The sequence below is a fragment of the Streptomyces sp. NPDC060366 genome, from assembly GCF_042725135.1.
Classification (GTDB): domain Bacteria; phylum Actinomycetota; class Actinomycetes; order Streptomycetales; family Streptomycetaceae; genus Streptomyces.
Genome location: NZ_JBHXDC010000004.1, coordinates 421,881 through 435,988, shown reverse-complemented (window position 1 = coordinate 435,988; position 14,108 = coordinate 421,881). Strand labels below are relative to the sequence as shown.

The 14,108-nt window shown below is 71.3% G+C and carries 10 protein-coding genes and 1 pseudogene; 6 read left to right on the top strand and 5 right to left on the bottom strand.

Annotated elements, in window-relative coordinates:
• The first annotated feature begins 10 nt into the window (after positions 1-10).
• Complete coding sequence (locus ACFWHU_RS14590) at positions 11-958, top strand: LysR family transcriptional regulator (RefSeq protein WP_387225079.1); 948 nt, start codon at positions 11-13, stop codon at positions 956-958.
• A 17-nt stretch (positions 959-975) separates the two neighbouring features.
• On the opposite strand, the gene ACFWHU_RS14585 is transcribed toward ACFWHU_RS14590, so the two are convergent.
• From ACFWHU_RS14585 to ACFWHU_RS14565, 5 genes are all read right to left on the bottom strand, one after another.
• Positions 976-2,091, bottom strand: coding sequence for a MerR family transcriptional regulator (locus ACFWHU_RS14585; protein ID WP_387225078.1), 1,116 nt, complete (start codon positions 2,089-2,091; stop codon positions 976-978).
• 144 nt (positions 2,092-2,235) lie between these two features.
• Complete coding sequence (locus ACFWHU_RS14580; protein ID WP_385792106.1) at positions 2,236-3,096, bottom strand: ABC transporter permease; 861 nt, start codon at positions 3,094-3,096, stop codon at positions 2,236-2,238.
• A complete protein-coding gene (locus tag ACFWHU_RS14575; RefSeq protein WP_385792105.1) occupies positions 3,093-4,121 on the bottom strand; it encodes an ATP-binding cassette domain-containing protein in 1,029 nt (342 codons plus the stop codon). The genes ACFWHU_RS14580 and ACFWHU_RS14575 overlap by 4 nt, the downstream gene beginning before the upstream one ends.
• Before the next feature lie 118 nt (positions 4,122-4,239).
• Positions 4,240-4,836: an NADPH-dependent FMN reductase gene (locus ACFWHU_RS14570; RefSeq protein ID WP_387225077.1), complete on the bottom strand. Its 597-nt coding sequence runs from the start codon at positions 4,834-4,836 to the stop codon at positions 4,240-4,242.
• A gap of 145 nt (positions 4,837-4,981) precedes the next feature.
• Positions 4,982-5,746, bottom strand: coding sequence for an SDR family oxidoreductase (locus ACFWHU_RS14565; RefSeq protein WP_385792103.1), 765 nt, complete (start codon positions 5,744-5,746; stop codon positions 4,982-4,984).
• A 215-nt stretch (positions 5,747-5,961) separates the two neighbouring features.
• Here ACFWHU_RS14565 and ACFWHU_RS14560 point away from each other — a divergent pair, with 215 nt between their 5' ends.
• The 5 genes and pseudogenes from ACFWHU_RS14560 (at position 5,962) to ACFWHU_RS14540 (ending at position 14,091) form a co-directional block, all read left to right on the top strand.
• Positions 5,962-6,501 (top strand): hypothetical protein, encoded by a 540-nt coding sequence (locus ACFWHU_RS14560; RefSeq protein ID WP_387225076.1) that lies wholly within the window; start codon positions 5,962-5,964, stop codon positions 6,499-6,501.
• 277 nt (positions 6,502-6,778) lie between these two features.
• Positions 6,779-9,643, top strand: coding sequence for a toll/interleukin-1 receptor domain-containing protein (locus ACFWHU_RS14555; protein ID WP_387225075.1), 2,865 nt, complete (start codon positions 6,779-6,781; stop codon positions 9,641-9,643).
• Between the two features lie 158 nt (positions 9,644-9,801).
• Positions 9,802-10,473, top strand: a complete 672-nt coding sequence (locus tag ACFWHU_RS14550; RefSeq protein WP_387225074.1) for a hypothetical protein — start codon at positions 9,802-9,804, stop codon at positions 10,471-10,473.
• Between the two features lie 142 nt (positions 10,474-10,615).
• Positions 10,616-10,780, top strand: a pseudogene (locus ACFWHU_RS14545) (transposase); the annotation flags it as partial.
• Between the two features lie 35 nt (positions 10,781-10,815).
• Positions 10,816-14,091, top strand: a complete 3,276-nt coding sequence (locus tag ACFWHU_RS14540; RefSeq protein ID WP_387225073.1) for a BTAD domain-containing putative transcriptional regulator — start codon at positions 10,816-10,818, stop codon at positions 14,089-14,091.
• The last annotated feature ends 17 nt before the right edge of the window (positions 14,092-14,108 follow it).

Sequence of the window (14,108 nt, the reverse complement as noted above, 5' to 3'; positions counted from 1 at the left end):
AGCTGAGCCGATGCTCAACCTGCACCAGTTGCGCCTCCTGCGGGAACTCGCCCATCGGGGCACCATCGCCGCCGTGGCCGACGCCCTGTCGTACAGCCCCTCCGCCGTCTCCCAGCAGCTGTCGCTCCTGGAGCGGAACGCGGGCGTGCCCCTCCTGGAACGCAGCGGCCGACGTGTGGCCCTCACCCCGGCGGGAGCGAATCTGGTGCGCCACGCCGAGGTCATCCTGGAGCGTCTGGAGACGGCCCGGACGGAGCTGGCCGAAGGCCGGGAGGTGGCCGGTCCGCTCCGCCTGGGCATCTACCCGTCCGCCGCCCGCGCCCTGGCGTCCGGCCTGCTCGTCTACCTGCGCCGGGCGTATCCGAGGCTGGAGCCCTGGGTCTGGGAGGTCGACCCCGCCGACGCGCCCGACGCCCTGCGGGTCGGCCGGCTGGACCTCGCGCTCACCCATTACTACGACTACGAATACGACTCCGGGGACGGCCGCCCGCCGCCCGCCGAGCCCGGCATCCGGAGCAGACCGGTGTTCACGGAACGGATGCGGCTGGCCACCCCGACGGACCCGGCCCTGGCCCCGGACCCGGATCCCGCGCCGGACGAGGATCCCGTACGGAAGTGGCGCCACGCGCCGTGGATCCTGCCCACGCCCGGCACCCTCTGCCACACGAGCGTGACGCGGCTCTGCGAGGCGAGCGGCTTCCACGTCGACTCGTGGCACCGCGTGGACGACTACGACACCGCGCTCGGCCTGGTCGCGGCGGGCGCGGGCGTCGCCGTGGTCCCCGACCTCAGCGCGCGGAACCCGCCCGCCGGCACCACGCTGACACCGCTCCCGCTGCACCGGCGCAGCGAGGTCACGTTCCGGGCGGCGGGCTCGGCGGCCCACCCCGCGGTCGAGGCATTCATCGCGGCACTGCGCGACACGCTCCCCCCGGAACTCACCACCGAGCCGACCTGATCCGCCCCCTCACACGGTCACACCGTGACGACGTCGGCCACAGCACAGGCCACGTTGTCCGGGCCGCCCGCCGCCAGGGCCAGCGCGATCAGTTCCCGTACGGCGTCCTCGGGATCCGGCGCCGTACTGAGGACGCGCCGGAGGTCGTCGGGCCCTACGACCGTGAACAGGCCGTCGGAGCAGAGCAGATAGCGGTCGCCGGGCTCCACGTCGTGCAGCCGCAGATCCGGCCGGGGGTGGTCCTCGCTGCCGTCCAGGGCCCGTAGCAGCAGCGCCCGTCGGGGGTGCGACATCGCCTCCTCGGCGGTGAGGCTGCCCGCGTCGATCATCGACTGCACGAGCGTGTGGTCGTGGGTGATCCGGGAGACCTCGCCGCCCCGCAGCAGATACGCGCGGGTGTCACCGACGTGCACGAGCGCCAGCCGGGATCCGGTCCACAGCATCGCCGTGAGTGTGGTCCCGGACCCCCCGGGCTCCCCAGATCCCGCGGACCCGTCGCCAACGCCGGCCACTCCCGCCCGGTTCACCCGATCCACCGCTTCCGCCAGGCCGTTGAGCACATCACCGCCCCGGACCGACTCCTCCAGCGCCACCAGCGCGTCGACCGCCGCCCCGCTCGCCCGTGCCCCCTCGTCGCCGAATCCGTCAGCCACGGCGAGCAGCCGTGAACCGGCGTACGCGGTGTCCTGGTTGACCGCCCGGACCAGTCCTCGGTCCGATCCGGCCGCGTAACGCATCCTCATGTCAGACATCTCTTCGACGCCCCTCCCTGCCGGATTCCCCGACAGTTGGCCGACGAGGAAGGTCACCAGGTCCCGGCGCGCGGCGGTCTCCGTCTCCACCCGCGCCCAGTACGCCCCGATGTCCTGGGCGGCGGCCCCCGGATCCGTCTCGCACAGATCGCAGACGGATCCGATCCGGGCGAGCGGCATCCCGACGCGGCGTAGCCACGCCACCAGCCGGGCCCGCTCCAACTGCGCCCCGGTGTAGTACCGGTAGCCGGTCGTCCCGTCCACGCGAGCCGGTGCCAGCAGCCCCAGCTCGTCGTAGAGGCGCAGTGCCTTCGGTGACAGCCGGGACGCGCGGGCGAACGCCCCGATGGTCAGTTCGTCCGTGTCTCCCGTGCTCTCCATGTCACCGCCGTCCCTCTCCTCGTACCGGGCGCGTCGCCCGGCACCGCCGATGCTGGGGCTTGCCCTTTGGGCAAGGTCAACACACCGGTGGCCCGCGGCTCTCCCCCGGGGAGTCGCGGGCCACCGGCCGTCGGATTCGCACCCTCACTTGCGGTTGTAGAGCCGCATCGTCCACGTGCCGAAGACGAGCACCAGCCCGACCGACCAGCCGAGCGTCACCGCGATGTCGTGGGCCGGCCAGTTGCCCGCCATCAACTCCCTCACCGCGCTGGCGAGTTCGGAGACGGGGCTGTTGTTGACGAAAGCCTGGAGCCAGCCCGGCATCGTCTTCGGGTCGACGAAGACGTTGCTCAGGAACGTCAGCGGCATGATCACCATCATGCTGACGCCCATCACCGACTTCTCGGTGCGCAGCATCAGCCCGAACATCGTCCAGATCCACGAGAACGAGAAGGAGAAGACGAGCAGCAGCACCACTCCCGCCGCGATGCCGAGCACACCGCCGTCGGGCCGGTATCCGATGGCCAGACCCACGCCCAGGATCACTATCGCGGCGATCACGTAGCGGATCACGTCACCGAGCAGATAGCCGACCATCGGGGCGGGGCGCCAGATCGGGAGCGTGCGGAAGCGGTCGAAGACGCCCTTGGCTATGTCGGTGTTGACCGCGACGCCCGAGTACATCGTGATCATCACGACGCTCATCACCATGACGCCGGGCAGCAGGAACTGGATGTACTCGGAGACCGACCCCGCCAGCGCACCACCGAACAGATACGCGTACATCAGCACCATCATGACCGGGAAGACGGTCACGTCGAAAAGCTGCTCGGGCACGTGCTTGATCTTCAGCATCGCCCGCCAGCCGAAGGTCATCGACGCGGAGAGCGCGCTGGGCCTCGGCGGGCGTTCCTTGTTCACGAGCAGCGCGGCGAGGTCGTCCGCCGTGGGCGTGGTGAGTTCGAGGTCGTCGAGGTCCTGGGTCTTCGTGGCTACGGTGGTCATGCCGCCGCCCCCTCCTTCACATCGGTGCTCTCGCCGAACGACGTACGCGACGCGTCGTCGGACGGCTTCTTCTTGTCGGTGAGGGCGAGGAAGACCTCGTCCAGACTGGGCTGGCCGAGGGAGAAGTTGTCCACGACGATCCCCTCGCGGGCCAGCTCGGCGAGCGCCCGCCCGGCCTGCTCGGCCGCGCCCTGGTCGGTGCCGCCCCCGCTGATGGTGGCGGTCAGCGCGAGCGGGTCCGCGTCCAGCACGATGTCCGCGCGCAGTGCGGCGGCCAGCACGCGCCGGGCGTCCGGCCGCTGGGCCGCGTCACGCAGCCGCAGATGCACGGCACCGGAACCGACCGACGCCTTCAGGTCGCCCTTCGTGCCCTCGGCTATGACCTTGCCCTGGTCGATCACGGCGATACGGGACGCCAGTTGGTCCGCCTCGTCCAGATACTGGGTCGTCAGCAGCACCGTCGTCCCCTGTGAGACCACGGCCCGCACGATGTCCCACACCTGGTTACGGCTGCGCGGGTCGAGGCCGGTCGTCGGCTCGTCCAGGAAGAGCAGGTCCGGGGTGTTCAGGATGGAGGCGGCGATGTCGATACGGCGCCGCATACCGCCCGAGTAGTTCTTGACCTGCCGGCCCGCCGCCTCCGTAAGACCGAACGCCTCCAGCAACTGCCCCGCGCGGTCACGGGCGTCGGGCTTGGTGTGCCCGAGAAGCCGGCCGAGCAGGATCAGGTTCTCCGAACCGGTCAGGTCCTCGTCCACCGACGCGTACTGCCCGGTCAGCGCGACCCGGCTGCGGACCGCCTCGGCGTCCTTCACCACGTCCTTGCCGAAGATGCGGGCCTCGCCGCCGTCGGGGCGCAGCAGCGTCGCGAGCATCCTTACGACGGTGGTCTTTCCCGCGCCGTTCGGGCCGAGCACTCCGTAGACCGTGCCCGTCGGCACGGCGAGATCGACTCCGTCCACGGCGCGGTTCGAGCCGAAGACTTTCACCAGCCCCGTGGTCTCGATCGCGAGGTCATTACTCATCGTCAGTCCTTCGTCTGTCGTCGTTCGTGTGCGACGTTCAGGTGCGTCGTACGTGTGCGTCGTTCTGGATCGTCTTCGGCAGGTTCTGTCTTATGACTCCGCCGGTGCCGGAAACTCATCAGCAGATGTACGGGCGGGCCGCCCGCGCCTCGCGGAGGGCCAGGCCCCACCACCCGAGCTGGTCGAGCAGCACGCTCGCCGCGCGGTCCCTGTGCTCCTCCGCCGCCGCGTCGACGTCGAGGACGTCGTCGCCGCAGTCGAAGAGGTTGATCGACACCCCGTTGCGCAGGGTGACCGTGTGCAGCTCCGTGAAGACCGTGCGCAGCCCCTCCACCGCGTACAGCCCGCCCGACCCGTGGCCGTAGCTGACGAACGCGACCGGCTTCGTGTGCCACTCGTCGTACGCGAAGTCGACGGCCTGCTTGAGGGAGGCGGGGAACGAGCGGTTGTACTCCGGTGTCACCACCACGAACGCCTCCGCGCTGTCGACCTCGGCCGTGAACTCCGCCATCGGCCCCGTGGGCAGGTCGGGGTAGCGCGCGGGGAAGTCGAAGTCGGCGAGGTCGACGACCGACAGCTCCAGCTCGTCCCGCTTGGCCGCCCGCTCGACGAACCACCGCCCCACCGCCTCACCGAGGCGGCCCTCGCGGGTGCTGCCGATGATGACCGCGACGCGCAGCGGCGCCGCCGTGCCGGGCTCGCAGTGCTGTCGCATCCGGTCCGCCTCCCTCCCTCGTCCGCCGCCGCTTTCCCCCTCACCGAGAAGGCGCTAGACGTGGGCGCGCGCCCGCCAGATCAGATCTGGCGGGCGCGCGAAATACGGAAAGCGCAGGTCGGACGCGGTCGGCGCGGTCGGGGCGTCAGCTCTCCGGCGTGGCAATCCGCTTGCCGAGCCCGCCGTCGACCGACAGCTTCAGCCCGGTCGTGAAGGTCGCGTCCGTCGCGAGGAACAGCGCCGCCCTCGCGACCTCGTCCGAGGTGCCGTGACGCTTCATCGGTGTCTGCTCGTCACCGCTCTTGCGGAACGCCGCCACGACCTCGTCCGACAGCCCCTGGATCCCCGACCCCGGCGTGTCGATGAAGCCGGGTGCCACGGCGTTGACCCGGATCCCCCGCGACACCAGCTCGGCGGCCAGCGTCTGCGCGAACGACCACAGGGCCGCCTTCGTACCGGAGTACACACCCATGCCGGGCGTGCCCGAGTTGTCGGCGACGGAGGTGGTGAAGACGATCGAGCCGCCCTCGTTGAGAAGCGGGATCAGCCGCTGCACCGTGAAGAAGGCGCCCTTCGTGTTGACGGCGAACTGCGCGTCGTAGTCCTCCTCCGTGACCGTCTCGAACGTCCCCAGCCGCGCGATGCCCGCGTTGACGAAGAGGTGGTCGACCCGGCCCAGCCTCGATGCGACCAGTTCGCCGAGCGCGGCGACGGCGGCCGGATCGGCGATGTCCGAGCCGACGACGTGCGCGGAGGGGCCCAGCTCGTTCCGCGCGTCCTTCAGATTGGCCGGGTTGCGGCCGGTGACAAGCACCTCCGCGCCGCCCTCCACCAGGCGCTTGGCCATGGCGAGACCCATGCCCATCGAACCGCCGATGACGACTGCTTTCAGACCCGCGTACGTACCCATGGCGCGCTCCCTGTGTTCGCTGTGGTGTGTGGCGGGAGCCAGGCTGCGCCGGGGCGCTGACGATCCGCTGAGGGTCGACCGCGGGTGGCAGCGGTGGTGGTGTACCCAGCACCCCTCACAGTCGGGGTCTTACGCCCAGAGTCCTGGGACTTCGCCGTGCGTAGCTTCATGGTCATGGCGCAGAGGGCGCCTCAGCACGCCGAAAGGGCACTCCCATGCGACCCAGCCAAACGCGCACCCGTACGCTCGCCGCTCTGGCCTTCCTGGCCGTCACAGGCCTGTTCCTCACGGCGTGCGATTCCGACTCCGTGGCCGACGGTTCGGGGAGCGGTTCCAGCCCCACCGCGAGTGCCGGTGCCGACGGCGGTGGGAGTTCCGGTGGCGGCGACAGCGCGAGCTCCGGTTCGGATGAGGGTTCGGGTCCGGATTCCGGTGCGGACGGCGACGCCAACGCCGCCGCCGGCAGTGGTACCGAAAACGGTCCTGTGGACAATCCCGATGCCCCAGGTGCAGACGGCACGTTCAGCGGCGTACTGACCTTCCTGGCGCCGGGCAAGCTGCTGGTCGGGGAACGTGCCTTCTGGGTCGCCGTCGACACCGAGACCATCGGCGGGGACATCTGCGGAGATCCCGAGACCCCGGAAGCCGAGAAGTGCACCCCGGACGAGCTGGACGCCGCAGCGAAGAGCGGCAACCTGAACGTCGAAGTGACCATCAAGAAGGGCATCGCCGAGCGGGTCCAGCAGTCCTCGTGACCAGGCGGGCGTCCTGATCCAAACGACAGGCCCTAGGCACCCCAGTGGTCACCGCGCGGCCCCCGCAGAGACTGTGGGGGCCGTCGCCGGTAGACGGCGAACAGACGGGCAGCGCGCTCCACATCATGCGTTCGTTTATCGCGGGCTCCTACCCTGATGCCGATGGCCGGTAGGCTCGTTCGGCTTCAATAGCTTTGGTACGCGCGGAAGTTGGCCCCGCACGCCGAGGGACGGCATGAACGCGGGGCGGGACACGGGGGACGCCATGGGTGAGGCCGTGGAAGAGACTGAGGCGAGAGCCGCGGCGCCGGACGGTGAGAGGCAGCGCGACGCCTTCATCTCGTACAGCCAGAGCAGGAACGCGCCTCTCGCGAAACAGCTTCAGCGAGGCCTGGAACGGCTGGCCGTCCCGCGCTTCCGGCCCATGCGGATGAGCGTGTTCCGCGACATCACCAGCCTGCCCGCGAACCATGACCTGTGGCAGTCGATCCAGCGCGAACTGGCACGCTCGCGCTATCTCATCCTGCTCGCTTCCCCGGACGCCGCCGCCTCGCCCTGGGTGGCCAAGGAAATCGACTACTGGCTGCGCGAGCGCGATACGGAGCACCTGCTCATCGCCGTCGTGGGCGGTGAGATCAAGTGGGACGACTCGGCTGGAGACTTCGACTGGCGGAAGACCACGTGTCTGCCACGGAACCTGGCTGGCCACTTCACGTCCGCGCCGCTCTGGGTGGACCTCCGGGAGATCGAGGAACGAAGCCGTCTCTCCCTGCGTTACCCGCCGTTCCGCGCCGCCGTCGCCACTCTGGCCGCGCCGTTGCACGGCCGTCCGAAGGAGGAGTTGGAGCACGACGACTTCAGGCAGGTCCGGTTCGTCAAACGGCTCGGCTGGTCGAGCGTGGCACTGCTCATGGCACTGCTCATGCTCGCGGTCTACGGCTTCGTCGATGCCAGCAGACAGCGTGACGAGGCCGTCTCACAGGCCCGCACCTCCGCCTCACAGGCATTGGCCGCCCGCTCCGGGCAGCTGCTCGCGACCAGTCCCAACCAGGCCGCGCAGTACGCCCTTTACGCCGACGAGACCCGGTCCACCCCCGAGTCCCGGCGCGCTCTGGCGCAGGCCATGGCCGCCGCGCCGTACGCCACGCGTCGGCTGCGGGCGGACGCCGACTCCGTGTTGGGCAATCAGGGCGCGGGCAACCCGGCCGACACGGACGTCGTCCTCAGCGCGGACGGTACGACAGCCGCGTACAGCTCGGAGTTCGACGACGCACCGGGCGTACGCCTCTACGACGTGCGCTCCGCCCGCCAGTCGGGCGTGCTGCGCACCGAAGGCAGGCCCAGGGCGCTGAGCCGCGACGGCCGCGTCCTGGCCACGGAGGTCTACCTCAACCGGGTACAGCTGCGGGACACCCGGACGGGCAAGCTTCTGCGCACGATGGCCACGGGGCACACAGAAGACCTCCCCCGCGTCGGGCACGGGCTCTTCGCCCTCGTCCTCTCACCCGACGGACGGTGGGTCGCGGTCTCGCATTACACCCCCGAGGGCGAGGCGTTCGTGGTCGTGTGGAGCGCGTCCGACGGGCGCGAGATCACCCGGCTTCCGGTGAGCGACGCCCGGGTGGGGCTCGGATTCTCCGCGGACGGCTCCCGGATGACCCTGGTCGACACCGGGCGTCAGGAGGTCCGGGATTTCCTGACCGACTCGGCGCGCTGGGAGGTGGCCCGGTCCCTCCCCGGAATGACCGGCACGCCGGCGGCGGCTTTGAAACACAGCGCGGTCCTGCTGTTCGACGGGGCACGCAAAGCCTTGACCCGGACCCCGAAGCGCGCCGAGGTCTGGGACCTGGAACAGCACCGCCGTATCGCCGAACGGTCCTTGGGCGCGTACGAGAACATGACGGTCGCCGACGACGAGGGGACCTTCGTGGTGGGCGGGCGGGACGGTACGGTTCGGCTCTACGACGCCGCGCTGCGGCCCAGTACGACTCTGGGCCGCCTGGTCCGGCCGGCCGGCACTCTCGCCGTGTCGGCCGACGGCGCCCACGTGGCGGTCGGCTCGTACGGCGGCGAGCTGAACCTCTTCACCACCGGGGCCAGGCGGGGGCAGCGAGTCGCCCTCAACGACGGCGAGTTCACCGACGGGGACCTGACGCCCGACGGACGGATGGCGCTGCACCGGACCGAGGAGCACACCGAGTTCTGGGATCCGCGCACCAACCGCCGCCTCGGCGCGATTCCGTACGCCAACCCGTCCGTGAACGAGGAGGACACGGCTTACGCGCTCAGCGAGGACAAGCGGTACGTCGGCATGCGGAGTGTGGAAAGCGGCGAGAACACGGGGCGGTTCGACATCTGGGACCTGCGCACCGGAAAGCGCACGGGCTGCGGCATCGCCATCGACAGAGTTTCCGGCGTGCTCCGCCGCCCCGCTGTGTTCTTCCTCCCCGGCGACCGGTACGTCGTGGGCGACTGGAACGGGGCCGTGGAAGTCCTCGACACCCGTACCTGCACCCGCAGTACGGTGACGGCTGGCTCCGGCGACCTCGACCTGAGCGGGGACCGCAGGACCCTGGTTCTGGTGAACGGCGCCGATGTCGATGCCTGGCGCTGGGACGGGGACCACTCCTTCGAGCACACCGCCCACGCAACCCTGCCGGACGGGAGCCTGGCCGTGGGCATGGCCGTCGACCACGAGGGGAAACAGGCGGCCTTCTCCAACAGGGAGAGCCATGTGTACGTCGTACGTCTCGACTCCGGCCGGCGGTTACGCGCCACCGGGAACCTGCCGGAAATGACGGGCGACGTGGCGTTCAGCCGGGACGGCAGGCTGCTGCTCCAGGGTTTCAGCACCGAGAGCACCCAAGGCGTGCGCATCCTGGACGCGAGCAGCGGCGATCAGCTCGATGTCTGGACCACCGATCCCCCGGCCGCCTCCGCGGAGCCCGGCGCCGGCGTGCAGGTCGTCCCCGGCCCTGCCGACGACATCCTCACCCTCGGCCCCGACCTCAAGGTCGTCCGCCGTACGGTCGGCGTGGAGCCGTGGCGCGACCTGCTGTGCGGGCTCGTGAGCCAGCCCCTGTCCACTCAGGAACGGGAGCGTTACCTTGAGGGGTTGGATGTGGAGGCGCCCTGCCGCTGAACGGTGCGCGATTCTCGCACCCGCCCCTCGTCGAGCCGGGGTTGTTCGACATGATGTGCGGCCATGGGACGTCAGCCGGCGGGCATGGAAGACCAGGAACCTCCCAACAGCCACGGTTGGCGGGGCATTTCACACGTAGAAGCAGTAGCGAGGGATGGATGACGACGTTGTTCAGCGGGCGTATAGCGCGTGTGGTCCTGGCGGCCCTGGCAGGTTGCGGGGCCGGCGTCGCTCTCCACGCGATCAGCCAGGCCGACAGCCGCTACGCGTTCGCGATCGTCGGAGCCATCGCGGGCGTGATAGTGGTTCTGGGAATGGAATTCTACCGAAGGACAGCGAGGCTGACCGAGGTAAGAATCACCGTGCCCCAACTCAGCGAGCTCACTTTCGTGGTGAACAACGACGCTCAGCAGGTGGCGTGGCAGTTGTTCGTGGAGTCGGTCACCCGAACCTCCACCCAGCGCCTCGGTGACGACGAAGGACTGATCCGCGAAGCGCTCACTTCTCTCTACGGACTGTTCGCCACCACGCGCGACACTCTCAAAGCCAGCCGCCCGTCCATGCTGAGCGAGGGCTTCACCGTGGAGAACCTGGCGGTGACCCTGCTCAATCGTGAGCTTCGCCCGTTCCTCTCCAAGTGGCACCCGTTGCTGCGCGAGTTCGAGAACGCGAACCCCGACCAGCCGGAGTCGGCCTGGCCCCGTGCGGCAGAATGCCGCGGTGAACTGCGCCAATTGCAGGCAGCCACGCGAGAATACGTTCTCGCGTTCGCTAAGCTCGCCGGCGTGCAGAACCCGCACATCATGCTGGGAACCGAATCCAGGGACTAGGGTCTGTCGTTTGGATCAGGCCGGATCAGGGAGTGGGGTCTGGTGCGTGCGGTCGCAAGGCGGAGGAGGGAGACAACGCGGAGCGTTGGCGACCGACGACAACGCGGCGAGCGTGCGTGCCAGGGACCGCGAGCCCGGCAAGATCCGAACGACAGACCCTAGGTCCTGTCCGGCGGATCTTGTCACCGTCGGGCCTTCGCACTCGCCGGTGTCGGGGCAGCGCGGTGGACGGTGGAACGATTACCGCGAGGTGATCAACGGCGTCTTGTTCCGCGTGCGGACAGGCAAACCGTGGCGGGACCTTCCCACCCCGTGGACGTGCCGCGTCGATACGCTTCACGCATGCGGTTCGGAGTGCTCGGTCCCCTGACCGTGCGGAGCGGGGGCGGCGACGGTACGGCGGGGCCCGGTGCTCGCGTGCGGGTGCCCGAGGTCAAGGTCCGCGCCCTGCTCGCCGTCCTCCTCACCCATGAGGGCCGGCCCGTCTCCGCCGACCGGCTCGTCGACGACCTGTGGGGCCCCGAACCACCCGGCAAGCCCGCCAACGCCCTCCAGGGCAAGGTCTCCCTGCTGCGTCGCGCGATCGGTCGCGACCGGGTCGTGCACGGGCCCGCCGGTTACGCCCTGGACCTGACGGACACGGAGACCGACGCGGACCGTTTCCGGGAGCTGCTGGCGCGGGCCCGGTCCGCCGCCACCGCCCGCACGCGCGCCGATCTGCTGGGGGAGGCGCTGGGGCTGTGGCGCGGGCCGGCGTACGCGGACTTCCGGGACGAGCCCTTCGTACGTACGGCCGTACGGGAGCTGGAGGAGCAGCGGCTCACGGCCCTGGAGGAACAGGCGCGGGCCCGGCTCGACCTGGGTGAACACATGTCGCTGGCCGGGGAACTGGCCGCGCCGGTCGCCCGGCACCCGCTGCGCGAACGGCTGCGCCTCCTACAGATGCGGGCGCTCTACCGGGCGGGGCGGCAGGGCGAGGCGCTGGCCTCGTACGCGGAGCTGCGGGAGTTGCTGGCGACGGAGCTGGGAGCCGACCCCGGACCGGAGCTGGGCGCGCTGCACGCCGCGATCCTGCGCCAGGACCCGTCGCTGGACGCGAGCACGACCTCACCCGGGGGCGTGCCCCCTACACCTCTCACCTCCCTCGTCGGCCGCGACGACGCCGTGCACGAGGTCGGCCGACTGCTCTCCACCGCCCGCCTCGTGACCCTCACCGGCGCGGGCGGAGTCGGCAAGACGCGCCTCGCGCTGGCGGCGGCCGGCCGCCTTGCCGACACCTGCGCGAGCGACTTCCGGGACGGCGTGCGCCTGGTGGAACTGGCGGGCCTTCGCACCGGCGGCCCCGACGACATCGCGGAGGCGGTCGCGTCGGCGTTCGGCCTGCGCGACGACGCGGCGACGGCCACGCCGACCGGGCCGCCGCCGCCCGCCCAAGGGCGGCCCGCGAACCGTTCGTACGCCACCGAAGACCGGCTCGCCGCCGCGCTGCGCGAGCGCCGAACGCTCCTGATACTCGACAACTGCGAGCATGTCGTCGAACCGGTCGCCCGCATCGCCGAACGGCTCCTGCTCGCCGCGCCCGGCCTGCGGGTGCTCGCCACCAGCCAGGAGCCGCTCGGTGTGTCCGGCGAGTCGCTGCTGCCCGTCGAACCGCTCCGACAGGCCGACGCGGTACGGCTGTTCACGGAACGCGCGACCGCCGCCGACCCCGGCTTCGCGGCGGACAGCTCCGACACCGAGGACGCGGTCGCCGCCGTCTGCCGCCGCCTCGACGGCATCCCGCTCGCGCTGGAGCTGGCCGCCACGCGCGTGCGCGCACTCGGCGTCCGCATGCTGGCGGCCCGGCTGGACGACCGCTTCCGCGTTCTCACGGCGGGCCGTCGAGGCGCGCCCGCGCGCCAGCAGACCCTGCGGGCCGTGCTGGACTGGAGCTGGGAGCTGCTGACCGCACCCGAACGCGTCGTGCTGCGCCGTCTCGCCGCGCACACCGACGGCTGCACGCTCGAAGCCGCCGAGGCGGTGTGCGCGGGCGACGGCGTGGCACGCGAGGAGGTGCTGGACCTGCTGGCCCGTCTGGTGGACCGTTCCCTGGTGGTACGGGTCGACGGGCCCGCCGGCCCGCGCTACCGCCTGCTGGAGTCCGTCGCCGCGTACGCCACGGAACGGCTGCACGAGATGGCCGACCTCACCGCCGTACGCGACAACCACCTCCACTACTACCTGCGTCTGGCCGAAGAGACCGAGCCTCGCCTGCGCGGCCCCGCCCAGCGCGCCCAGATGGTGCGTCTGACGGCTGAGACGGCCAATCTCCGTACGGCACTGACGACAGCGACGCGGGACGACCGCCACCCGGTGGAAGCGCTCCGCCTCGTCACCGCCCTCGCCTGGTACTGGTTCCTCTCCGGCCGGCTCCAGGAGGCCCGCCGCGCCCTGTCGTCGGCACTCGACACCGCCGGGCGCACGTCCCGCGATCCCGCACCGCGTCCCACCGCGCTGCCCGCCGAGGTCCGTTCCCTGCACGCCGCTTTCGCCCTGCTCGGCGGTGAGCCCGTGACACCCGGAACCCCCGGCGCGATGGCGCGCGACCACGCGGCCGTCGAATCACCGCCACGGCGTGCGCGGGCACGGTGGCTCGGGGCGTACGGCCTGTTCAACGCCGGGGCCCTCGCCGCGGCCGAGGCGCTCAACACCCGCGCCCTGAACGGCTTCGAGGCGCTGGACGACCGGTGGGGCATCGCCGCGTGCCTCGGACGGCGGGCGGTGCACGCCACCGTACGAGGTGAGTTGGCCGCCGTACGTGCCGACGGCGAACGCAGCGCGCGGCTCTTCCGGGAACTCGGCGACCGCTGGGGCGAGTCGCAGTCCGTCATGCCGCTCGCCACCCTCGCCTCGATCAACGGCGACTACGCGGAGGCGGCCCGCGTCCACCACGAAGGGCTGCGGATCGCCGAGGAGCTGGGGCTCGACACCGAGGTCTCCACCCGGCTCTCCGGTCTCGGCCGGCTCGCTCTGCTGACGCGCGAGCCGGACCGGGCCCGAGAACTGCACGAGCGGGCCCGCCGGGTCGCCGCCGAACAGGGTTACCGCTTCGGCGAGATCCACGCGGAGATCGGCCTCGCCCTCGGCGCGCGCCGCACCGGCGACCTCGACGAGGCCCGCAGACGTCTCGTCCGTATCCGCGACTGGTACGCGGAGGTCTCCATCGAGGCCGGCAACGCACTGGTCCTCGCCGAACTCGGCTTCGTCGCCGAACAGCGCGGCGACGCCGCGACAGCGCTGGCCACCCACCTCGACGGCCTCGCCGCCGCCCGCGCGGTCGGCGACCCCCGCGCCGTCGCGCTCGCGCTCGAAGGTCTCTCCGGCGCCGACGCCCTGGCGGGCCGCCCCGAGTCGGCGGCCCTGCTGCTGGGGGCGGCGACGACCGCCAGAGACACCGCGGGCGCCCCGCTCCCACCCGCGGAGCGCACGGACGTCGACCGCATCACGCACGCGGCCCGCACCGCCCTGGGCCCGGCCGCGTTCGAGGAGATCTTCACCCGCGGCACGACCCTCACCCCGGACGAGGCGCTGACCGCCCGCGCCCACGGCGTGGGCCTTGAGTCCACGAAGTCGGAGTGAGGCCGCGGCCGCGCCCG